Source organism: Microbacterium luteum (assembly GCF_015277875.1).
Taxonomy (GTDB): Bacteria; Actinomycetota; Actinomycetes; order Actinomycetales; family Microbacteriaceae; genus Microbacterium; species Microbacterium luteum.
The window spans coordinates 2,732,085-2,754,682 of the sequence record NZ_CP063814.1; the positions used below are offsets into that span (position 1 = coordinate 2,732,085).

At 67.6% G+C, this 22,598-nt stretch carries 18 protein-coding genes and 1 other annotated feature; of the genes, 9 read left to right on the forward strand and 9 right to left on the reverse strand.

Annotated features, from left to right (window positions below):
* Nucleotides 1–131: 131 nt before the first annotated feature.
* The 4 genes from IM777_RS13365 to IM777_RS13380 are packed head-to-tail and all read right to left on the reverse strand — an operon-like array spanning nt 132 to nt 5,054.
* Nucleotides 132–386 (reverse strand): acyl carrier protein, encoded by a 255-nt coding sequence (locus IM777_RS13365; protein WP_194383709.1) that lies wholly within the window; start codon nt 384–386, stop codon nt 132–134.
* Nucleotides 383–1,678, reverse strand: a complete 1,296-nt coding sequence (locus tag IM777_RS13370; RefSeq protein WP_194383710.1) for an acyl-CoA/acyl-ACP dehydrogenase — start codon at nt 1,676–1,678, stop codon at nt 383–385. The genes IM777_RS13365 and IM777_RS13370 overlap by 4 nt, the downstream gene beginning before the upstream one ends.
* Nucleotides 1,675–3,345: an acyl-CoA dehydrogenase family protein gene (locus IM777_RS13375; protein ID WP_194383711.1), complete on the reverse strand. Its 1,671-nt coding sequence runs from the start codon at nt 3,343–3,345 to the stop codon at nt 1,675–1,677. The genes IM777_RS13370 and IM777_RS13375 overlap by 4 nt, the downstream gene beginning before the upstream one ends.
* Nucleotides 3,342–5,054, reverse strand: a complete 1,713-nt coding sequence (locus tag IM777_RS13380; RefSeq protein WP_228480813.1) for a fatty acyl-AMP ligase — start codon at nt 5,052–5,054, stop codon at nt 3,342–3,344. The genes IM777_RS13375 and IM777_RS13380 overlap by 4 nt, the downstream gene beginning before the upstream one ends.
* Nucleotides 5,055–5,248: 194 nt before the next feature.
* Between IM777_RS13380 and IM777_RS13385 the strand changes: the two genes are divergently transcribed.
* From IM777_RS13385 to IM777_RS13400, 4 genes are all read left to right on the forward strand, one after another.
* Nucleotides 5,249–6,508: a wax ester/triacylglycerol synthase domain-containing protein gene (locus IM777_RS13385; RefSeq protein WP_194383713.1), complete on the forward strand. Its 1,260-nt coding sequence runs from the start codon at nt 5,249–5,251 to the stop codon at nt 6,506–6,508.
* A gap of 254 nt (nt 6,509–6,762) precedes the next feature.
* The gene (locus IM777_RS13390) at nt 6,763–7,506 is read left to right on the forward strand and encodes a hypothetical protein (RefSeq protein ID WP_194383714.1); all 744 of its coding nucleotides are present in this window, start codon (nt 6,763–6,765) and stop codon (nt 7,504–7,506) included.
* Between the two features lie 148 nt (nt 7,507–7,654).
* Nucleotides 7,655–8,311, forward strand: a complete 657-nt coding sequence (locus IM777_RS13395) for a DUF4760 domain-containing protein (RefSeq protein ID WP_194383715.1) — start codon at nt 7,655–7,657, stop codon at nt 8,309–8,311.
* 323 nt (nt 8,312–8,634) lie between these two features.
* Complete coding sequence (locus tag IM777_RS13400) at nt 8,635–10,200, forward strand: sugar transferase (protein ID WP_194385570.1); 1,566 nt, start codon at nt 8,635–8,637, stop codon at nt 10,198–10,200.
* 19 nt (nt 10,201–10,219) lie between these two features.
* Here IM777_RS13400 and IM777_RS13405 read toward each other — a convergent pair whose 3' ends face one another.
* Nucleotides 10,220–10,372, reverse strand: a complete 153-nt coding sequence (locus IM777_RS13405; RefSeq protein ID WP_194383716.1) for a hypothetical protein — start codon at nt 10,370–10,372, stop codon at nt 10,220–10,222.
* 57 nt (nt 10,373–10,429) lie between these two features.
* On the opposite strand from IM777_RS13405, the gene IM777_RS13415 reads away from it, so the two are divergent.
* Nucleotides 10,430–11,826, forward strand: a protein-coding gene (locus IM777_RS13415; protein WP_370428832.1) for an IS3 family transposase whose coding sequence is annotated in 2 segments (ribosomal slippage) — nt 10,430–10,766 and nt 10,766–11,826 — 1,398 coding nt in all. Because the reading frame shifts where the segments join, the coding sequence is not laid out codon by codon here.
* Here IM777_RS13415 and IM777_RS13420 read toward each other — a convergent pair.
* Nucleotides 11,810–12,427: an alpha/beta fold hydrolase gene (locus IM777_RS13420; protein ID WP_194383717.1), complete on the reverse strand. Its 618-nt coding sequence runs from the start codon at nt 12,425–12,427 to the stop codon at nt 11,810–11,812. The two genes, IM777_RS13415 and IM777_RS13420, sit on opposite strands and share 17 nt — an antisense overlap.
* Before the next feature lie 173 nt (nt 12,428–12,600).
* Between IM777_RS13420 and IM777_RS13425 the strand changes: the two genes are divergently transcribed.
* Nucleotides 12,601–13,901, forward strand: a protein-coding gene (locus tag IM777_RS13425) for an IS3 family transposase (protein WP_390178949.1) whose coding sequence is annotated in 2 segments (ribosomal slippage) — nt 12,601–12,880 and nt 12,880–13,901 — 1,302 coding nt in all. Because the reading frame shifts where the segments join, the coding sequence is not laid out codon by codon here.
* Nucleotides 12,879–13,031 (forward strand) — a sequence feature (AL1L pseudoknot). Its footprint overlaps the gene before it by 153 nt.
* Nucleotides 13,902–13,970: 69 nt before the next feature.
* Here IM777_RS13425 and IM777_RS13430 read toward each other — a convergent pair.
* Both IM777_RS13430 and IM777_RS13435 read right to left on the reverse strand, forming a co-directional pair.
* Nucleotides 13,971–15,464: an HNH endonuclease signature motif containing protein gene (locus tag IM777_RS13430; RefSeq protein WP_194383719.1), complete on the reverse strand. Its 1,494-nt coding sequence runs from the start codon at nt 15,462–15,464 to the stop codon at nt 13,971–13,973.
* Nucleotides 15,465–15,832: 368 nt separating this feature from the next.
* The gene (locus IM777_RS13435; RefSeq protein ID WP_194383720.1) at nt 15,833–17,335 is read right to left on the reverse strand and encodes a sensor histidine kinase; all 1,503 of its coding nucleotides are present in this window, start codon (nt 17,333–17,335) and stop codon (nt 15,833–15,835) included.
* 55 nt (nt 17,336–17,390) lie between these two features.
* On the opposite strand from IM777_RS13435, the gene IM777_RS13440 reads away from it, so the two are divergent.
* Nucleotides 17,391–18,655 (forward strand): IS3 family transposase gene (locus tag IM777_RS13440; protein ID WP_228480816.1). Its coding sequence is split into 2 segments (ribosomal slippage): nt 17,391–17,694 and nt 17,694–18,655, totalling 1,266 coding nucleotides; the frame shifts between segments, so codons are not numbered across the junction.
* Nucleotides 18,656–18,667: 12 nt separating this feature from the next.
* Here the strand turns inward: IM777_RS13440 and IM777_RS13445 are convergent.
* A complete protein-coding gene (locus tag IM777_RS13445) occupies nt 18,668–18,811 on the reverse strand; it encodes a hypothetical protein (RefSeq protein WP_194383721.1) in 144 nt (47 codons plus the stop codon).
* 513 nt (nt 18,812–19,324) lie between these two features.
* Between IM777_RS13445 and IM777_RS13450 the strand changes: the two genes are divergently transcribed.
* Both IM777_RS13450 and IM777_RS13455 read left to right on the forward strand, forming a co-directional pair.
* Entirely contained in the window at nt 19,325–20,809 is a 1,485-nt protein-coding gene (locus IM777_RS13450) for a sugar transferase (protein WP_194383722.1), read from the forward strand.
* Between the two features lie 700 nt (nt 20,810–21,509).
* Entirely contained in the window at nt 21,510–22,355 is an 846-nt protein-coding gene (locus IM777_RS13455) for a glycosyltransferase family 4 protein (RefSeq protein ID WP_194383723.1), read from the forward strand.
* The last annotated feature ends 243 nt before the right edge of the window (nt 22,356–22,598 follow it).

Consider the following 22,598-nt stretch of genomic DNA (forward strand, 5'->3'; position numbering starts at 1 on the left):
GTCCGGAGGTGGACTTCCCGAGGTGACGGCCGGTGCGGTCGCCCCACCGCTCGTGGGAGTCTGCTCGTCGTCCTTCATCGCGCGCATCTCGCCCTTAACAGACGGGCCGACTGGCCCATGCTCTTGGCCCGTCAGACCGCGCCGAGCTCCCGGAGCGCTCCGGCGAGCGATCGGATGCTGGAGTGGTCCCACATCAGCTCGGGGTCGATCTCGATGCCGTACTCGTCTTCGATGTCGCCGCAGAGGGTGAGCGCGTACACGGAGTCGAGCCCGATGTCGGAGAAGTCGGTGTCGAGGGTGAAGTCGCCGGCATCCTTCTTGCCGTAGGCGACGATACGGCCCGCGAGCCAGTTCTCGACAGCCGCTCCGGTTTCGGTGACGCTCATGTCGTCGTCCTTTCTGTTCGGGATGCGAACACCCCGCTGTTGTCGAAGGTCAGGGATGTGTCTGCGGCGGCTCGGCGATCCACCTCCGTGGCGAGGTGCTCGATCGCGTCGGCCTGCAACGCGTCGCGCCGGCCGGCGCGTCGCGCCGCCAGCCGATCACGCACGGCCCGGCGCAGGGGCGCTGGCGCACCCGCCGCTGCCTTTTCGAGGGACTCCGCTGCTTCCTCGAAGAGCTCGACCCCGTCACCAGGTGTCGCCGTCGACATCCGGTGACGGGGAGTTGAGATCAGTCGCATGCTCGTCACATCCCGCACGAGGGTCTCGACGAGTTCATACGGCTCGACCCGCGCGAAGAACGTCGAACCGAAGAGCACGGAGAGCGCGCGCATGGCGTCGCCGAGCAGCGTCGGCACGAGTTCGAGAGCCGAGACGTGCCGCCCGGCGAGTGCGGCGGCGGCGATCGCGTCGGCGAGCAGGAGGTCCGCGAAAGCCCCCGCCACGAGCCCTCGCGCGTGCGGAAGATCCCAGACGGCACCGCCGTACAGCGCCCTGCCTCGGGCATACGGGACCGCCAGCCGCAGCGCGGTGTCGACGGTGCCGCACCAGGCCGATGCGAGCATCGCCTGCGCCTGGTCGTCACCGGCGGGGTCGACGTTCCAGGTGGCGAGAACCGGGGCGTCGCGCAGCTCGAGCGCACAGAACCGCAGACCGCGCAGCCCCGTCGTCGACCGCGGCGTGACGACGGCGAGCGCGCCGTCGAGCCCGATCAGCGTGGCGGCCGCTCCCCTGCGCACGACGACGCACCGAGACTCCAGCGGAACGGCGACGAGCGGGAGGACACCGCTCACGCGCCAAGCGACCGTCTGCGGATCGGAAGCGATCTCGCCGGCCTCCACCGCGACGGCGATAGGACGCAGCGACAGCAGCTCCCGGGCCACGAGTCCCGCGGCGGGTTGCGTCCACACGCCGGCCGCGGCCAACGCGGCAAGTCCGCCGAGTTCCGCTCCGGCCGCCGCATCGCGGCGGAACAGCGCCCGCAGCTGCGCAGCGACCTCCGACGGTCCGCCACCCGCCCCTCCCCACATCTCGGGCACGAGCTCGAACGCGAGACCGTGATCGTCGAGCACTGCGCGCCGCACCTCGGGCGTCACCCGCGTGATGTCCTCCGAGGCGACGACATCGGCGAAGCGGATGAGGCCGGCATCGGTGCGCGGGTCACCGAGCGCCGTCTCGAGGCGAGAGGCCACCACGACCCCCGCGACCTCGTGCGCGCTCGAGGAGACGACCGTCATGCGCCACCTCGACCCTGTGCGCGCCACTCCGGAAGAAGGCTGATCGATCCGCCGACGGCGAGCTGCTGCAGCTCGGCGGCGGGCAACGTGCCGATGTCGATGGCGAGCCGCCCCGTGACGCGCGCGAGCGCGGCGCGCAGCCAGAGGTCGCCGTTCCATGCGTCGCCGCTCGCGTGATCCCGATTGGCGACGAAGACGGCGATCGCTGCGGCGCCGGCGAACACCGACGTGACCTGCTCGGCGAGCGCAAACTGCGCCACCGGCGGACGCGCCGCGCGCTCTGTCTCATGCACGCGCACGGCAAGCTCGCGCCAGACCCCCACAAGGGCCCGCGCAATCTGCACCGCCTCGGGATGGGCACGCCCGTCGTCGAGCCGTTCGACGAGATCGGGCAGCGAGCGCAGCAGGCGCGACCCCCGCCGGGTGACCAAGCGCAGACCAGACATGTCGAACGCGCCCGCATCCCGATCGAACGCGAATGCGTCGACGTCGCCCGCTTCCTCGTCGACTCCGCGCGCGATGTTGGGCAACTCGTTGATGACGACGTTGAGATTGACCACGGAGTTGCCGTCGAAGATGCTCACCACCTTCGCGTCGCGCGCCACCTTCTCCCACGCCGCGCCCGATCCGTCCTCCAGCAGCGCGGCGACACCCAGAGCGGGCGAACCGTCGCGGATGACGCCGTCGACGAGGTCGGGAACGAGCACCTTCACGAACGCGCTCGTCAGCGCCATCTCGCCCGGTGCGACGTGGAACAGACGTGCACCGGCGAAGGCCACCGCCTCCGCAAGAAGCAGATCGGCGGCACCTCGAGCGATGACCGCCGCGTCGACACCGGCAGCCGCGAGGTGCTCGAGGGCCTGATCGCCCGCGCCGAGCGACAGCGCCGCGCAGAGAGTGCGCGTGACCTGCAGGCTCTTCAGCACGATCTCGATGCCCTGACCGGGCGCACCGACCCGCCGGTCCGCGGAGACGATGGTGCCGGCGAAGTCGATGCCGCTGATGTCGGCCCCGCGGATGCCGTGCAGCGGCCGCCGCGCACGGTACGACAGCGTCCCCGGGTCGACCTCGGTCTTGTCGACGAGCACGAGCGACAGCGCTCGCGGGCCGGGTTTGTCCTCGGTGCGGGCGAGCACGGTGATCGCGCGGCCCCGCGTGGCGTTTCCGATCGGCCACTTGTGGCCGTCGAGGCGAATTCCTCCGCCTGTCGCGACGGCGCCCGTCTGCGACGCGGCGAGGTCACTCCCCCGGTCCTTCTCGGTAAGCCCCCACGACACAGCATCACCCCCACCGACGATCTGCGCCATGTGCGTCGCGCTGTCGTCGGCGGCCGCCCAGGCGCTGATCGCCCCGAGCACGGTCTTGCCGTGTCCGACGGCGACCGTCAGATCGCGCGCGGCGACGGTGCGCATGAGAAGTAAGAGCTCGAAGACGTCGCGCAGACCGCCGCCGAATGCCTCGGGCACGTAGTGCCGCGGCAGCCCCCACGCGTCGAGCGCCGAGACGGCTTCGGCGGGGAACGCGCGGTCGTGGTCACGCTGGAGCGTCACCGCGAGCGGCATCCGCCCACCGGGGTCCGCGGGATCGCCGAGGTACGCATCCAACTCCGCCGCGCGACCGTAGGCATCCACGATCACCGGCGTCGCGGTCTCGACGGTCGCGTTCATGTCACCGGCACATCGAGCGCTCGTTCCCCGTCGACGGTGATCCCGTCGACCGCCGCAAGCGTGAGGTCGCCGGCAAGCAGCTCCGCACGCGCACGACGCCGCTGGATCTTGCCGCTCGTGGTGCGCGGCAGCGTGCCCTTGCGCAGCAGGGCGATCCCGACGCTCGGCAGACCGAACTCGCTCATGACGGCACGGCGCACGTCGCGCACGAGCGCGTCGGCGTCTCCACTCGCGAGCGTGCGCGGGTCGACCTCCACCGCGACGCCCACCTCGGTGGGCTGATGCTCGTCGAGCGCGAACGCGGCGCTGAGACACGACGGGTCGGTGCCGACGACGGCGGATGCGGTGGCTTCGACATCCTGCGGAAAGACGTTCCGTCCGTGCGAGATGATCAGGTCTTTCAGCCGACCGGCGACGACGACCTCGCCCTCGATCATCGCGCCGAGGTCCCCCGTGCGGAGGAACGGATCGTCGATGCCCGGCAGGTGGAAGCCGTATACCTCGGCGGTCGCATCGGGGCGCCCCCAATAGCCCTGGGTCACGCTTGGACCGCTGACCCAGATCTCCCCGATGCGACCGTCAGGAACCGGTGTGCAGGTGGCCGGGTCGACGATCGCGACGGTCGACCCGGGCACGGGCGGCCCACACAGCACGAGGTCGACCGATCGGTCATCGACCGCCGGCAGCAGGTCACCACGCTCGATCCCCCCGAGATCGGCCGACAGCGAGCGCACCTCGCGGCCGGACGCGGCCGAGATGATGAGCGTCGTCTCGGCCATGCCGTAGGCGGGGATCATCGCCGCGGGATCGAGACCCGCGGCGGCGAACCGACTCGTGAACGCCTCGACCGTCGACGTCTTGATCGGCTCGGCGCCGGTGACGATGTGTGTCAGCGACGACAGGTCGAGTTCGGCGAGCTGCTCGTCGGTGACCACCTGCGCGCACAGGCGGTAGGCGAAGTCGGGAGCGACGGTGAAGGTGCCACGATGCTTCGCGATGAGGCGCAGCCACATCAGCGGGCGACGCAGAAAGCGCGAGGGCGAGGTGAGGATGGAGTCGACCCCGGAATAGATGGGCCGCAGGAGCAGGCCGATCAGCCCCATATCGTGGTAGTGCGGCAGCCACCCCACCCAGACGGCATCGGGTCCGTCGTGCACGGTCGCCCCGATCGCCTCTTCGTTCGCGACGAGGTTGCCGTGCGTGACGACGACACCCTTCGGCACACCGGTCGATCCGGATGTGTACTGCAGCAGAGCGATGCTGTCCGCGGTGATCTCCGGCGCCGTCCACGACGCAGCCATCGAGAGGTCGGGCTCACCCAGTTCCCGCACCAGCACCGACCCGAGGTCGGCCTCGTCGAACAGCGGCCGCGCGGCGGCATCGGTCAGCACGAGGCGCGCTCCGGAGTCGGCGGTGATCGTCTGAATCCGCTCGATCACACCGCGCGGGTTGCGCCCGACCGTGACGGGAACCGGCGCGATCGTCATGCCGGCGTAGAGGGCGGCGTACACCGACTCCGCGAACCCGAGGCCCGGTTCGAAGCCGAGCACGGCGACGTCTCCGACGCCGAATCCCAGACGCATCAGCTCGACCGCCCGGGCCCGCGCCCGCTCGTCGAGTTCGGCGTAGCCCCGACGCACCGAGGTCTTCTCATCGGTGTAGAAGCGGATGCCGCGGGCGTCACCGGCGCGCGCCGCGGTGGCCTGCATGGCATCGAGATATGTTGCCGGAACGATCATTGCGACCCCCAGATTCGCGTGACTCGTCATTCAGCTGGGCGCCGTCGGCCAATGACGGCATGCTAAGCGCCTGCCGTCACGCGCGGGAAGTGGTGTGCGCAGGTGTTCACACGATCGCAACAACCTGCTGTCACAGTGTGCGCATCCGCGGAGGGGGAACGCACATGACACGACGGTCCGCACGACGCCCGCACGCCGAATTCATGCAGGTGTGGGAGGAGGGCTACGTCGGCACGACCGAAACCTTCGTCTCGATGCACATGCAGGGCATCGCCGTGCTCAAGGGCGGCCGGCTGCGCCGGTCAGACGGATCCCTCGACCAGCCGGCGATCACCGCGTGGGTCCGGTCCGCGACGAAGGCGGTCCCCTACGCCCACCTGAGGCTGCAGCGCTCATTCCTCGGCCTCACGCCGCCGGCGTGGGTGCCGGCCGGCATCCGCATCGACGATCACGTGCGCTTCGGCACCGAGACGGCGCTGACCGACGACAACCTCCGCACCCTCATCGGGTGGGGTGAGGGCCCCCTCGAGAGCGGCAAGCCGCTGTGGCGTCTGCAGGTGACGCCCCTCACCGACGGTCGCGTCGCGCTCGGCATCCTCATGCATCACGCCGGCGGCGATGCGCTGCGCACGCTCACCTTCCTGCGCGCGCTGACGACATCGAAGGCGGATGCCGCCCCCGACCCCGGCGAGCCCCTCTTCCGTGACGAGCGCCCGGCCGGGTCGATCGAACTCCCCCTGCTCGCGTGGACGACCTGGTGGCGTGCGTCGCCGGACATGCGCGGTCGCGTGCGGGCGTGTCTGCGCAAGCCGGCGCTCCGGCGCGCGCGGCGCGTGGCTGCACGGGTCACCCGACGCCTCAGGGATCGCCCGGCACGAGCGGTGACCACGCACTCCGGGCACCGCACGCTCGACGCGAGCATCGTGCAGGAGACGGCCACCCAACTCGATGGAACGATGAACGACCTCATCGTGGCCGCAGCGATCCATGCCGGCGCCGTGGAGGGCGGGCCGGTGCGGGTGCGCGTTCCGGTGCTGCGCAAGCCGACCGAGGGCAGCCGCAATCGTGTTGCCGATGCGGCGATCCACGGCGATCGCGCGGGCTCCTCCGCTGATCTCGTCACCACGGTGAAGCGGCAGCTGGCCGATGCCCGCGCCGGCACGACCAGACTGCCCGAGAAAGCACGAGAGATCGGCTACGCAACACTCGTGCCGTGGGTCTCGCGCACCCGGTTCGTGCTGGGCGCAGCGGTCGATGAGGTGATCGTGCTCCCCGCGTCGCTGCCGCACGACGAGCTGTCGATGTTCGCGATCTTCTACGACGGTCGCCTCACCGTAACGGCGACGACCCAGCAGTCGACCCGGCTCCCTCCCCTCCTCGACAGCCTCGCCACCTTCCTCACCAACGCACCCCCCGGTCGTTGAGCGAGCCGCACGCCGCCCCCGGTCGTTAAGCGCGCCGAAGGCGAGACGAAACGCACCACCGCACGCCTCCCGGTCGTTGAGCGAGCCGAAGGCGAGACGAAACGCAGCCTCACCGGTTACCGCCAGGTAAACAAATCCTGAACCGTCGGTGAACGGTTCTAGACTCCCCGGCAAACGATGATCGTCAGGCGTCGCCTCCGTGCGAAGCAGCATGCGGGAGTCGGCACCGCGAGGACCACTGGGGAGGTCCACGGATGTCTGTCTTCACCGCGCTCGCGCACGAAGGTAAATGGCTGTTCCGCAATCAGCGCTCGGTGGTGCTGATCGCCGCGATGGTGCTCGGTGTCGATGTGGCACTCGGGCTCATCCACGTGGTGGTGATGGTCGGGTGGGATGCGCCCAACGTGCTGCGCGTCGATATGGACGGCAGCTACGGCGAGGCCTATCAGTACGTGAAGTACCTGTGGGTGGTGGTGCTGCTGGCGATGTTCGCCGTCGCGCGCCGCAGCTGGTCGGTGGTCGCGTGGATCCCGCTGTTCCTGTACTTCTTCGTCGATGACGCGTTCATGGTGCACGAGATCGTCGGCTTCGTCTACGCGATGCAGCCGTGGGCGTTCGGCATCGGGCCCATCGGGCCGCAGTCCTTCGGCGAGCTGGCGGTCTCGGGTGTCGCCCTGCTGGTGTTCGCGACGCCGATCGTCATCGCCTACGTGAAAGCGGATGCGCGCACGCGGCTCATCCATCGAACGCTCGTGCTGCTGGTGGCGACCCTGCTGGTGTTCGCCGTGCTGGTCGACATCGTGCACTCGTTCTTCCTCGACATCCGCCTCCTCGACCGTTCGCTCGGGTTCATCGAGGACTTCGGCGAGATGGTGGTGCTCTCGCTCGTCGTGGTCTACCTCGTGCGCATCAACGTCGACGCGAAGCGCCTGCCGGCGGCGATCGCCGATCCGATCCGGCGCAGCCGGCGTACGCAGCCTGCGTTTGGCGCGTCGTGACCCGGTAGTGCGGCGGTCCCGACTGTTCTCGTCCCGGGGATTGTGCGCACAGTCACGTCTGCGCTCGTGATAAACACGGTCTGTGAACTGGGGATTCCTGCGAAAGATCAAAGCGGTACACGTGCTTTCCGTGCTCCTCGCTGCGGCGATGGCCGCCATCATCGCGCTTCTGTTGCGCGATGTCGACCTGTCTCCGCATGTGGCCTTCGCTCGGGAGCACGCGGCTCTTGCCGGCGCCGTCATAGCCTTGGCATCGTTAGTGACCGTCACGTTCGCCACGTGGATGAATTGGCGTGCGACCCGCCGCCAGGCGACGCTCGAAGCCTGGACCAAGTGGTCTGACGACACCGTCGCCGAGCGCAAGCTGATCTCGAAGATGCTCGGCCCGCGCGAATTGACCTCCGCTCAGGCGCAGGCCCTCGCACACGGGAGTTCCGAGCTTCCGACGCGGCCGATCCGCATCCTGGGAGTGATCGTGCGCCGCGGAACGGCGCCCCCGCTCTTCACCGATACGGAGCGAGCCAATCTCGTTCACGCCGCCGTCGCGGTCTTGAACGGGCTTGAACGACTTGCCGTGGGCGTGGAGTTGGGCGTCTACCGACGCGCGGTGCTGGTGGACGCCGGCGGCACGATCATCAAGCGCACCTTCGAGCGATTCGAACCGTACATCGTTCTCCGTCGTACGCACCCGGAGCCGCAACGCCGCCAGGAGAAGGCGTACGTGGCGTTGGAAAAGCTGGCGATGCAGATCCGATACAAAGAAGTTGACGCCGAGAGATTGGAGTCTCTGCGGCGCCAACCTTGAGAGTCAGGGCGAAGGACGTCTCAGTCGACGTCCTCTTCTTCGAATCGCTTGCTCATAGCTTCCTTCTTCCCAGACAGAGGTTCGAACTTACCTGATCGTACCCCGAACGGCCCGATTTCGGAGGTCGTTCACAGGCGAGTTCACGTGCAGCGATTCTGAGGCATGCACACCCCAGAGCGCTACCCCCAGTCTGACGAGCAGGTCCCGGGGCAAAACGTAACCCGCGCGACACAGTCCGCTCCCTAAGCTGTCCACGTGCACCGTCGTTGAGTTCGCTCTTCGCCGATGCATTTCGTTCCTGGGGAGATCGAAATGGAAGGCACATCGTGTCGACGATAGAAAACGACACGACAACGACGTCGCCGGATACACCGTCCATCGGTGCGCCCGGGCAGGGGGCTCAAACGCCGGCCGCGACGGCCGACGCAGCGCACCCCTCGCCGACGTCGGCGTCGCGCTGGCGCACGCACTACGCGCGACGACTGTGGTTCAGCGACCTGTTCGTGCTGGTCTGGGTGGTGTTCGGCGCGCAGCTGGTGTGGTTCGGCACCGGCAACGTCGATCTCGCCATCCACGAGAACGCCGCGATCAGTGCGGTGTCGTACTGGCTCTTCTCGACCGGACTGGTGCTGGCGTGGATGTGGGCGCTGACCCTCATCGACTCCCGCAGCGACCGCGTGATCGGCCACGGCACGACCGAATACATCCGGGTGGCGAACGCGAGCCTGACGCTGTTCGGCTTCATCGCGATCGCGGCGTTCCTGCTCGGTATCGAAGTCGCGCGCGGCTACCTGCTGCTGAGCCTTCCGGCGGGTGTGCTCATGCTGGTGCTCGAGCGCTGGCTGTGGCGGCACTGGCTCATCGCGCGACGGGCGATGAAGGAGTACTCCGCGAGGGTGCTGCTCGTCGGCTCGGCGCAGTCGGTCACGCAGATCGCCCACGAACTGCAGCGCACGCCGGCTGCGGGGTATCTCGTCGTCGGCGCGTGTGTTCCGAACGCGGCGGTGGCCTCGACGATCGCGGGCACCGACATTCCGGTGATGGGTTCGGTCAACGCCGTCGACCGAGCGATCGCGGCAACCGGAGCAGATACGGTCGCGGTGACCAGCACCGACGATCTGCCGCCGGACAAGGTGAAGCAGATCTCGTGGAGCCTCGAGGCCGGCCGTCAGCATCTCGTGCTCGCGCCGAGCATCATCGACATCGCCGGGCCCCGCCTGCACACGCGTCCGGTGGCGGGTCTCCCGCTCATCCACGTGGAGACGCCGCGGTTCAGCAAGGGTCAGCTGTTCCTGAAGCGCATGGTCGATCTCGTCGCGAGCATTCTGGGGGTGATCGCGCTGAGTCCGGTGCTGGCGTTCCTCGCCATCACGGTGCGGCTGTCGAGCCAGGGTCCGGTGCTGTTCCGGCAGACCCGCATCGGCCTGCGGGGTCGCGAGTTCACGATGCTGAAGTTCCGGTCGATGGTCGTCAACGCCGAAGACATGCTCGAAAACCTCGCCCGCCAGCAGCGCGATTCGGGCAACGAGGTGCTGTTCAAGATGACGGATGACCCCCGGGTCACCGCGGTCGGCAAGGTCATGCGCAAGTTCAGCCTCGACGAGCTGCCGCAGCTGTTCAACGTGATCGGCGGCTCCATGTCACTCGTGGGGCCGCGCCCCCCGCTTCCGGCCGAGGTCGCACAGTATGCCGACCACGTTCACCGCCGCTTCCTCGCGAAGCCCGGCATCACCGGTCTGTGGCAGGTGAGCGGACGGTCGACGCTGTCGTGGGAGGAGTCGGTGCGCCTGGACCTCTCCTACGTCGAGAACTGGTCGCTGCTCGGTGACATCGCGATCCTGCTGAAGACCGCGAAGGCGGTCGTGAGCCCGGGCGAAACGGCCTCCTGACCGCGCGGCTTGCCGCCGCTCAGGGCTGGACGGCGTCACTCATCATGCGTGCACAAGCTGCCGGGTCGACGAACGGCGACATGTGCGCCCATTCGTCGTGCACGGTCAGGGTGGCACCCGGGATGCGACCGGCGAACGCCCGCACCCTGTGCGTCAGGATGGGGTGAGACACCAGCACTGCTGACCTTCGCACTGCACGGGGCGAGAACGGACCAATACTGAGATGACGATGACGGTTGCTGACGTCGGCACCGATGATGGGGCTATGGCTCCTCGTGCTGACCGGCCCAAGAGGCGGACGTTCACCGCCGAGTTCAAAGCGGCGATCCTGGCCGAGTACGACGCCGCGGACCGCTCTGGGCGTGGGGAGATCCTGCGCCGGGAGGGCCTGTACACCTCCCACATCATCGAGTGGCGCAAGGCCGCGGCCGCCGGCTCGCTGTCCGGGCTGGGCAGCAAGCCGCGGGACCGGCGCGAGCGGGAGCTGCAGGCGCTACGGGCCCGGGCGGAGAAGGCCGAGGCCGAGCTGGCCAAGACCAGGGCGGCGCTGGACCTGATGGGAAAAGCACACGCGCTCTTGGAGACGCTCTCCGAGAGCGCGGACAAGCCGCCGCGGTCGCCGCGGTGATCAACCCGGCCGTCGACGGGCTGGCCGAGCACGTCGGCACCGCGGCTGCGTGCGCGCTGCTGGGTCGCTCCCGCGCCAGTCACTACCGGGCCAAGAACCCGCCACCGCCACGTCCACGGACACCGCGGCCGGCACCGGCGAACAAGCTGTCCGCCGCCGAGCGGGCCCACGTGCTGGCCGTGTTGACCAGCCAGCGGTTCGCGGACAAGTCGGTCGCCCAGGTCTGGGCCACGCTGCTGGACGAGGGCACCTACCTGTGCTCGATGTCCACGATGCACCGGATCCTGCGCGAGCACGACATGGCCGGGGAACGGCGCCGGCAGGCGAGCCACCCGCCCCGGACCCGGCCCGAGCTCGTCGCGACGGCGCCGGGGCAGGTGTGGAGTTGGGACATCACAAAGCTCAAGGGGCCGGAGCGGGGCGTGTACTACGACCTGTACGTCGTGCTCGACATCTTCTCCAGGTTCGTCGTGGGCTGGACCATCGCGGCCCGCGAGGACGCCGAGATCGCCAAGAACCTGCTCGAGCACGCCATGGGCATCCATGGCGTGCCGGAGGCGATCCACGCCGACCGCGGGACCTCGATGACCTCCAAACCGGTCGCTCAGCTGCTCGTCGACCTCGGGGTGGCCAGGTCGCACTCCCGCCCGCACGTGTCGAACGACAACCCTTACAGCGAGGCGGCGTTCAAGACGCTGAAGTACGCCCCGGTCTTCCCCGAGCGCTTCGGGTCCCTGGCCGACGCCGGCGCGTTCGCCGAGCAGTTCTTCGCCTACTACAACCACGAGCACCGCCACTGCGGGATCGGGCTGCACACCCCCGCCAGCGTCCACTTCGGCACCGCCGGGCAGGTCCGCGCCCAGCGCCAGGCCACCCTGGACGCGGCCTACGCCGCCCGTCCCGAGCGCTTCGGCCACCGCCGACCCCAGGCGCCCAAGCTGCCCGAGGCCGCCTGGATCAACCAGCCCTCACAGGAGGCCCTCATACAGACCGCCTGACGGAATCTGTCTCACCCGCCTTGACACTTTCCGGCATGGCGTCGGGCGTGGACACCCCGTCGTGACCTGCGGCGTGCAGGAAAACGGGCATGCGCAGCTCCCCCACCCGCTCGGACCGGTCGTATTCTGCGATCGCCTGCAGCGCGTGAGCCCAGTTCGCCGGATGAGCCGTCGCCACCGCGAGCGCCCGTCGCGCGCTCTGCACGGCCGCGCCTGCGGCAGCGAGCTCATCGGCAGTGAACCATCGTTCGAGCGTGCTCGAGACCTCGGGCACGTCGCCGGCCCGCACATGGTCCGCCAGGTCGGCGAAGGCAGGCACGGGTGTATCGCGACTGCAGAGGATGGTGAGCGATCGCACCGCGTGGGGATGGGTCAGCGCCAGGTCGATTGCGATCTGGCCGCCGAAGGAGTGGCCCACCAGGTGCACGGTCTCTTCGCGCGGCAGGTGCGCGGCGACATCGGCAGCGAGCTCCGCTGTCGCGCGCCGGTCGGGCACGCGTGTGCAGTCCGGCGTGATCACGGTGCCATCAAGGTGCACGGCAACCGGAGCCCAGATCTCAGGCGTCAGCGGCGTGCCGTGCACCAGCACCCAGGTCGTCATGGGAGCTATTGTCCTCGATCCCGTCGCCGCACCCGGTCGTCGAGCGGGTAGCTAGCCTCCCCCGGCCGTTGAGCGGTTCGCCTCCCCGCCCCGGTCGTTGAGCGAGCGAAGCGAGACGAAATGAAGCGCCCCGGGTGTGATGGAGGCTCTCAAACCTGTGAAGGATGGGAGTCATGGCAGCACCACGGAAGTACAGCGAGGAGCTGAAGGATCGGGCGATGCGGATGGCGTTGGACGCGCGTCGAGATCCTGAGTCGAGGGTCGGCGCGATCAAGCGGATTGCGGACCAGCTCGGGATCCATCCGGAAGCGTTACGGACCTGGGTGCGGCAGGCCGAGGTCGACGACGGCATCGCGCCGGGCACGACGACCGCGGACGCGCAGCGGATCGCGGACCTCGAGCGCGAGGTGCGGGAGCTGCGTCGCGCGAACGAGATCCTCAAGACCGCGTCGGCTTTTTTCGCGGCGGCGGAGCTCGACCGCAAGCTGAAGTAGCCGAGGTGCCCACCGCGGTGCTCGTCGAGTACATCGACGGGCACCGCGACCGGTTCGGGGTCGAGCCGATCTGTCGTGTCCTGCGTGACGCGGGTATGCAGATCGCCCCGAGCACCTACTACGCCGCCAAGGTCCGCCCGCCGTCGGCGAGGGCGGTCAGGGACGCGGCACTGACCGTCGACATCCGGGTCACGCATAAGGCGAACCTTGGCGTCTACGGGGTGCGGAAGATCCACGCCGAACTGAATCGGCAGGGCGTGGAAGTGGCCCGCTGCACGGTCGAGCGGCTGATGCGGCAGGAAGGGATCCAAGGGATCCGGCGCGACAAGTCCCGCCGCACGACGTTCGGCGACGGTGCGGAGACGGAGCGGCCGCTGGACCTGGTGGAGCGGCGCTTCGAAGCGACCGCGCCGAACCAGCTCTGGGTCGCAGATCTGACCTACATCCGCACCCACGCCGGCTGGGTCTACGCCGCGTTCGTCCTGGACGTGTTCAGCCGCCGCGTCGTGGGCTGGCAGGTCTCCACGAGCATGCGCACCGATCTCGCTCTCGACGCACTGGACATGGGCTTGTGGGAACGGCAGCGCGCCGGCCAGGACGTGTCCGGACTGATCCACCACTCCGACCGCGGAGTTCAATATCGAGCCATCCGCTACACCGAACGCCTCGCCGAAGCCGACGCGGTCGCCAGCGTCGGCTCCAAGGGCGATTCGTGCGACAACGCGATGGCCGAGGCGCTGAACTCGCTGTTCAAAGCCGAGTGCATCCGCAACCCGGTCATGCGCCCGAAGGGCGGCTGGGCATCGATCCGCGATGTCGAGATCGCCGTCGCGGAGTACATCGACTGGTACAACCACCGACGCCTTCACGGCGAGATCGGGATGACCCCGCCCGTCGAAGCAGAGGCCGTCCACTGGGCATCCCAGGCAGCGGTCGAATACGCTCAAGAACACGTCCCCGCCGGGGCCGGAACCAACTAACCGAGCCTCCACGAAACCCGGGGCGCTTCAAAACGTCCCGCCGCACGCACCTGCTCACTGACCACGCGGTCAGAACGGTATAGCGACCTCATCGGTCGGATCAGAACCCGATAGCGGTGGCGGGTCGGGCATAAACACCACCCGCGGTGGTGGATCGTCGACGTATTCCAACCCGGAGGGCGCGGTGAACCGCAACCTTCCACCCGGTTCTTGCACGACCGTCCACCCGGCGGCCTGTTTCATCGTGTGATGCCGTTTGCAGAACGCCCCGACATTGTCGACGTCGGTCTTGCCACCCAGCGCCCAGTCTTCCCGGTGGTCCCAGTCGCAATCCCGCGCGGGCCGTCGGCACCCGGGGAACCGGCACCGGATATCCCGCGCAACCAGATACCGCTTCTGCTCCGCCGTCACGAACCGGCGATCAACCGCGAGCACCGCCCCGGTGACCGGATCCAGAAACACCCGATCGAAACTCGGAACATTACCCGCAAGGATCTTCGCCGTTTCGGGGTCCACCGCGCACTTCCCGTCGAGCTCCGCGCCACCGGTCGTGGTTCCCGCGAGCGTAGTAGCCGGCACCGTCACCTGCACGTGCGCTCGGATCGCACCCAACCCGCCCTCGACCGCGCTGCTGGTCGGGTCAACCGACGGCGAGGAGGTCAGCATCATGTCCAGCAGCACGTCGGTGCGGATCTGATCCAGCGTCCGCTCGTCGAACCACAGGTTTTCTGTCGCGTCGCTTCCGTCGACCCGGCACGACTCCCCCGGCTCGGCCAGTCCGAAACTCGCGCCCGCGTCCGTCGCCGTCATCTCGCCGGCGACGCGCGAAGGCTCCAACTGCCTGGCGTCGCGTCCGGCGGCGGTGTCACCTTCGGCAGCGGCACGCGCGGCTGCTTCGCGCCGCACCGCACGGTCGGCGGCCTTGATCGCCTTCCCCTGACGGGTCAGCCGATCATGCACGCCGTGCACCTCCACCGACGGCCCGATCACACCCAGCATCGACATCCCGTCGCGCAGGTCCTCGACCCACACCCGCCGGTCCAGCACCGCCTCATCATGGCGCTCCTGCATGCTCTTCGGGTTGTGCTTCTCCGCCACCTGCTCCGCAAACGGCCTCACGCGCCCCGCAGACGACTTCTCCGCGTACGCAAGCACTTCACCCTCGTACGCGGCACGCACCTCATCGTCGGAAAGATCCGCGCCGGCATCGACGATCACCCGCACATGCGCACGGGACACCCGACCCTCACGCCACGCCTCCCACGACCCCTGAAACTGCGTCACCGTCCGGTGCGCCTCGAACAGCTGCGTCTGCAACGTGCGATCACTCACCCTCGCATCCACGGCAAGCTCCGCGGCCATCGACCGCAAAGGCATCTCCCGCTCCCGCGTCGACGCATCACGCAACCGCGACATCTGCTCCTGGGTCAACGCATACGCGTCAGCATGCGTCCGCTCCAGCTCCGCCAACGCGTACGCCGCGAGAGCCCGGAACCGGGCAGCTTCAGCGACGAGTTCCCGCGTGCGGGAAGCATCTGCCTCCCGCTGCTGCTCGTCGCTCATCACGCCCCCGGTTCGATCTCTGACTACTTCGAGCCTAGGGAGGGCCACCGACATCTCACCCCGAAAAACCACTGACTGTACGGGAAATCGACCATCTTCTTCTCGAGCCAGCCCGTTTCCCGCCGAGCCACCCCTTTCCCCACGTGCGCATGCCTCAAGGCGCCGTCGACCAAGCCGTATCGCCCCCACTCGGCAACAAGTCCGCCACCGAAGCGCGCCGCCTATTGTCGCCCCCAGACGGTCGCCACTCCGTGCACTCGACGCCCATCCGCCAAGTCACCTCGACTGCATCGAGCAACGCCATTCCGCGGCCGCAACCAGCGATCCCGTCACCTGACCGCAGCCACGAGCGCTCGAACACCTCTCCCCTACCCGCACGGAATCGTCACTTCAAACGTCGTGACTCCGTCGGCGCTGTCGGCCCGAACCGCTCCCCCGTGCGCGGTGATCGCGTCGTGAACGAGCGTCAGCCCGATGCCGAATCCCTGAATGGCGTTCGCGGTGGCGTAGGGGGTGCGGTAGAACCGGTCGAACAGCCGCACCCGCTCCGCAAGCGGGATGGTCGGACCGCGGCTGGTCACCGCCACCCGCACCTCATCGCGCGCCGGGTGGACAGCGATCCCGATCGGGGTCCCCGGAGCAGAGAATTTCACCGCGTTCGTGAGCAGCTCCCGCACCGCCTGGCGCACGCGTCCCGCGTCGATCCGCCACACGACATCCCAGTCACCGGTCTGCTCGATGGCATGGCCCCGCTCGTGCGCCTTCGAAGCGACCGAATCGATGGCCTCGGAGATGAGCGCGCTCAGGTCGGTCTGCCGGGGGCGGAGCGGATCGGATGCGGCTCCCGCCGACAGCAGCTCACGGATGCGGTCCATGAGATCGTCAGACCGACGGCGCACGATCGCGAGGTGCTCGCGCAGTTTCGCCTGGTGGGGCTCGACGGCGTCGTCGGCGAGGTCGAGAAAGCCGCGGATGCCCGTCATCGGCGTGCGCAGTTCGTGTGACACGGTGCGCAAGAACTGCTCGCGGATCTCAGCGGCGTGCGCGAGCTCGCTGACGTCATACGCGACGATGACGTTGCCGAGAAGCCGGCCGTCCTCTCGTGTGATGCGTCGAGAGGAGGCGAGAATCGCCGCCTGCTCACCGGGCGGGCCGACCCACTCCATGCGCTCGTCGAGCTCTTCTCCGCGCAGCGCGGCGGGGATGATCTGGTCAGAGGGGGCAACGGGGGTGGCTCGATCGGCGGCGAGCACCCGGTCACCGGCGAAGGGCGGCCGGTCGAGCTGGAACCCCGCGCGCCGCGCGAAGTCTTTCGCGAGCTCGTTCGCCATGGTGAGCTCACCGGTGGCGTCGTAGAAGGCGACGGCAGCGTTGACGGTGTTCAGCACGTCACGGGTGAGGATCTGGCTGTCGAGTGCCTCGCGCAGCGCCCGCTGCTGTTCACGCTGGGCATCGGCAGCCAGGCGCGCACTCCTTCGCAGCCGAGAGGCCGCAATGTTCACCACCACGGCAACACCGATGATGAGCGCCGGCAGGGTGATGACGTTCACCCACTCGAGAGCCGTCGTCGGCACGATGCCCTGCGCCGCGAAGGTGAACGCGGCGATGAACGCGGCGCCGGCGACGGCACCGAAGATCGCGTACCAGGCGAAGCCATAGGCGAGCCAGAGGATGGGGAAGATCGAGAGCATTCCGGCCGACGGAACAACGGTGACCAGTTCAGACCGCATGAGGGCGACGGCGACGATGTCGATCGCAGGGATGACGGTGAGCCACCCTCGCGCGATGCGCTCCCAGGGGGCCACGAAGCTTGCCAGGGATGCGACCAGCGCCAGCGCGAGCGCTGTCTGCAGCAAGGGCGAGTTCAGCACCTGAAGCGCCCTGAGTTTGTTGGAGACTCCTGACCTTGGAAACGAGGATGGAGTTATGCCGAAGGAACAGGCTGTGGGGAAGCCGACGACACGTCGCTACTCGAGCGAGGAGAAGGCCGCCGCGGTGCGGATGGTGAGGACGCTGCGTGCCGAGCTCGGAGTCACGCAAGGGACCGTGCAACGTGTCGCGACCCAGCTCGGATATGGGGTCGAATCGGTGCGGACCTGGGTGAAGCAGGCCGACATCGACGACGGCGTCGCCCCGGGCGTGAGCACCGGCGAGGCGGCTCGGGTGCGGGAGCTGGAGCAGGAGGTCCGCGAGCTGCGCCGGGCCAACGAGGTGCTCAAGCGGGCCGCGACTTTCTTCGGGGCGGAGCTCGACCGCCACTACCGCAAGTAGTCGCGTTCATCGACGCGAACAAGGACGACCTGATCGACGGTCGCCGGCTCGGGGTCGAGCTCATCTGCAGACTGCTGCAGGTGGCTCCGAGCAGCTACTACGCCGCCAAGACCCGCGCCCCGTCCGCCCGCGCCGTGCGGGACGAAGAGCTGATCCCGCTGCTGGTCGGGCTCTGGGAGAGCAACTATCGCGTCTACGGGATCCGCAAGCTGTGGAAGGCTGCCCGTCGCGCGGGCATCATGATCGGCCGGGACCAGACCGGCCGGTTGATGCGCAACGCGGGTATCGAGGGCGCGAGACGGTCGAAGCGGGTCAAGACCACCCGTCCCGATCCGGCCTCGGCGCGGCACCCGGACCTCGTCAAGCGGGAGTTCACCGCGACCGCACCGAACCGGCTCTGGGTCACCGATCTGACGTTCGTGCCGACGTGGGCTGGCGTCGCCTACGTGTGCTTCATCATCGACGCGTTCAGCAGGATGATCGTCGGGTGGCGGGTCGCGTCGCACATGCGCACCGAGATGGTGCTCGACGCGGTCGAGATGGCCCGCTGGTCACGAGGCACCCACCACGAGGATCTGCGCTGTCACAGCGACGCGGGCTCTCAATTCACCTCCATTCGCTACGGCGAACGGCTCGCGGAGATCGGCGCGACACCCTCGATCGGAACCGTCGGCGACAGCTATGACAACGCCCTGGCCGAGACCGTGAACGGCTACTACAAGGCCGAACTCGTCCGCGGACCGGCACGATCGGGGCCGTGGAAGACGGTCGAGGACCTCGAGCTGGCGACGCTCGGCTGGGTGCACTGGCACAACACGCAACGGCTCCACGGCCACCTCAACGATGTCCCGCCCGTCGAGTTCGAGAACGCGTTCTATGCTGTCCAAGCCGACCGCGAACAGCTGGTCGGAATCAAATAGCGCGAGTCTCCATCAGACCCAGGGCGCTTCAACCGGCGGCACAGAAACCAGGAGCGCCACGTAGACGAACCCGACGCCCAGGAGAAAGGGCAGCTGTGCGCGCACGAAGACGCTCCGGCGCCACCTCGCGTCTCGCGCATCAGTGGCCCAAGGCATCGATTCCCCATCGTCCGCGCTGCCTCGGGCGCTACCCGCGGCACGAGACGTCCCCTCGATACACGCTCGTATCAATCACAATACACACGCGCATCGGCCCGCCTTTGGTCGTTGAGCGAGCAAAGCGAGACGAAACGCTCACTCCGCCCGCCCCCGGTCGCTGAGCGAGCCGAAGGCGAGACGAAACGCCCACCCGCCTACCGCGCCACCCCGGTCGTTGAGCGAGCCGAAGGCGAGACGAAACGCCCCACGCCGCCCCTCGATGCACCGGCGTATCCCCCAAAGAGGGGACAGACAAAAATGCGTCGATCACGTTAACTTCTGACTGCACCCACCCTCCCCGTCCTGGATGCACGCGTGTATCCCGCTATGCTCGACGAGTTGTCACCGGATGAGATCCGTCTCATCAGGGGGGCACTTCGTTCTGTTGGGGAGAACCAGAAGTGAAAGGCAATCGTGTCGATTCTTGATGGCGACACGACAATGACGTCGACAGATGCAGCAGCAGCACCTATGAGCGCAGTCACGGCTGCGCAGACGGCTCGCCCGTCGCCGAAGCAGCGCAACTGGCGCAAGCGGTTCTCGCGTCGCCTGCTCGTGAGCGACCTGTTCGTTCTCATCTGGGTCGTCTTCGGTGCGCAGATCGTGTGGTTCGGCACGGGCAACGTCGACCTGGCGATCCACGAGAACGCCGCCATCACGGACGTCTCCTACTGGATGTTCTCTGCCGGCCTCGTCGTGCTCTGGATGTGGGCACTCAGCCTGATCGACTCCCGCAGCGAGCGGGTGATCGGCACTGGAACGGCTGAGTATGTGCGGGTCGCGAACGCGAGCCTCACCCTCTTCGGCTTCATCGCAATCACGGCTTTCTTGCTGAGAATCGAGGTGGCTCGCGGTTACCTCCTCCTCAGCCTCCCCGCCGGAATCCTCGTGCTCGTCTTCTCGCGGTGGATGTGGAGGCAGTGGCTGATCGCTCACCGCTCGATGAACGAGTACTCCGCGCGAGTGCTCCTCGTCGGCTCTCCTGACTCCGTCACCCAGATCGCGCGCGAACTGGAACGAATGCCATCAGCCGGCTATGCCGTGGTGGGTGCCTGCACCACCTCGCACGGTCGCGCGCTCACCCTCCGCAACGGATCGCTCCCGGTTCTCGGGGGGATAGACGACGTCGAATCCGCGCTCGCCACGACCGGCGCCGACACCGTCGCCGTCACGAGCACCGACGAGCTGCCTCCCGACAAGGTCAAGCAGATCTCATGGCGCCTCGAAGCAGGCAAGCAACACCTCGTGCTCGCGCCGAGCATTGTCGACATCGCCGGCCCCCGTCTTCACACGCGGCCGGTCGCGGGCCTTCCCCTGATCCACGTTGAGACGCCTCGCTTCACCAAGGGACAGCTCTTCCTCAAGCGCATGGTTGACCTCGTCGCCAGCGTGCTCGGCGTGATCGTTCTCAGCCCGCTGCTCGCCTTCCTTGCCATCACAGTTCGGCTGTCGAGCGAGGGTCCCGTGTTCTTCCGCCAGACCCGCGTCGGGATTCGTGGCAAAGAGTTCACCATGATCAAGTTCCGCTCGATGGTGGTCAATGCCGAGGAGTTGCTCGAGAAGCTCGCCGAGCAGCAGCGCGACGCCGGCAACGAAGTGCTCTTCAAGATGCAGAACGACCCTCGCGTGACGCCCATCGGGCGGATCATGCGCAAGTTCAGCCTCGACGAGCTCCCGCAGCTGTTCAACGTGATCGGCGGGTCTATGTCGCTGGTCGGTCCGCGACCGCCCCTCCCCTCAGAGGTCGCGCAATACGCCGATCACGTGCACCGCCGTTTTATCGTGAAGCCAGGCATCACCGGCCTCTGGCAGGTCAGCGGACGGTCGACCCTGTCGTGGGAAGACACCGTGCGCCTTGATCTCTCCTACGTGGAGAACTGGTCGTTGCTCACGGATGTCGCCATCGTCGCAAGGACAGCTCGTGCGGTGTTGAGCCCCGGGCAGACGGCGGCCTGATGTCTGGTCGCCGCGCCAGTTCAACCCGAGTGCAGGGCCTAGCATGCCGGTTGGGCGGGCACCACGCGCCCCGCAGCCTCTCGAACAGAGTCGCTCGTCGGCCATCGCCTGAAACGGTAGCCTCGCATGCTGGGTTTCTCAGGGAGGCACTGCTACTCGCTCGCTTGGGCTGGCTCCCCGCGCAAAAACACGGGCGGCACAGCCCCCTTGTTGATCGCATCGGACCAACGCGGTTAGCTTCTTGGCTACGCCGCGATAGCCGCCGCGCCTCGCTTTCCCTGGATATGGGCGTTCACCTTGACGTCTCGCGGGCGACGGTAACGACTGTCTTCCTACGCGAGGCTCCGCCCACAGCCGCGCCAGACGTAGTCACACTGCGGGAGAACGCACATTGACAAATCAGCTACCCCTCACGGCCGCAAGAGCGAACAAACTTCCCCAAGACGCCATCGAGAAGCAGGTGCTGGTCTGCGGACCCGTGCCTCCGCCCGCGCACGGACAGGCACTCGCCACCCAGTCGCTGGTAGTCGCGTTTCGCCAGGCAGGACTATCCGTGACACTCATGGACACCTCGGAGGGCGTGGGGCGGCTAACACAGCGGTGGGCGACGAAGACGTTGCGCTTTTCGCGAGCGTTGTCGGCAATGTGCATTGCTCCCCCTGGCGCAGCAGCGTATATCTCCGTGAACGCTGGCTGGGGTATGTGGCTGACCACCGCACTCGTGCTCGCTGCGAGGCTTCGAAAGCGTCGTATCGCGCTTCACCACCACACCTTTGCTCACGTAAGCAGACGCGTTTTGCGGGCTCGAGTACTGGCCAGAGTGGCGGGGAAAGCCGCCGTTCACATCGGCCTCACGCGCGACATGTCACGATCGATCGAAGCGTCGTACGGCGTGACACAAACCGTCACAGTGAACAATTCGGGCCTAGTGGATCCGGTCGCACCCCCGCACGACACTGCGGCTCAGAGGTTCTCCATCGGCTTCTTGAGCAACCTTACTGCAGCAAAAGGCACCATGCGCGTGGTCGACCTCGTTCGCAAGTTTCGTGAAACCGGGCACGACGTCACTCTCCACATTGCGGGGCCCGTCGATGACGAAGCGGCTGGCCGAGCTGTCGAGGATGCGGAGCGAGAGTTTGGTGACTCGTTCAAGTATTGGGGGCGGGTCACCGGCGATAGGAAGCAAGAATTCTTCAGGTCAGTCGACCGATTCGTGTTTCTCTCTCAGTACGAAAACGAAGCGGCGCCGCTTGTCCTGTACGAAGCAATGTCAGCGAACCTTCCGATTTTCGCACTCCGCCAGGGCGCGATCGATGAAATTGTCACGGATGATGTAGGCAAGATAGCCGATATCAGTGGTCCTTGGATCGAGGAATGTTGCGCTTGGCTGGAGACCGACACAAGCCGCCTCAAACCCCAGCGAGCTTTCAATCTGTGTCTCCAGGAGTCATACGACGCCGTAGATCATCTCATTTCCTTCCTCGCGTCCGGAACTTGGAATCCAGACTCGCGAGACGTCGCTCACGCTACTGGCGACCTGACATGATGCAAACGAAGACAAACCGTTTCACCCGAACTCACCTGAAAAAGGTTCCCCTAGGAGCGTTGTTCGCAACGCTCGCCTGGGTAGCCCTCGCAATCGGGGTACCGATCTATAGAAGCTTGCCTGCGCAGCTGGCTGTGGCCTGGTCAGGGCTCGCAATCGCAACGATCGCCGTTGCCACCATTCTAGGGATTCTCCAACTCACCAGATACTGGGGAGTATGGGCCTTCGCTGCCTACGCTTCTC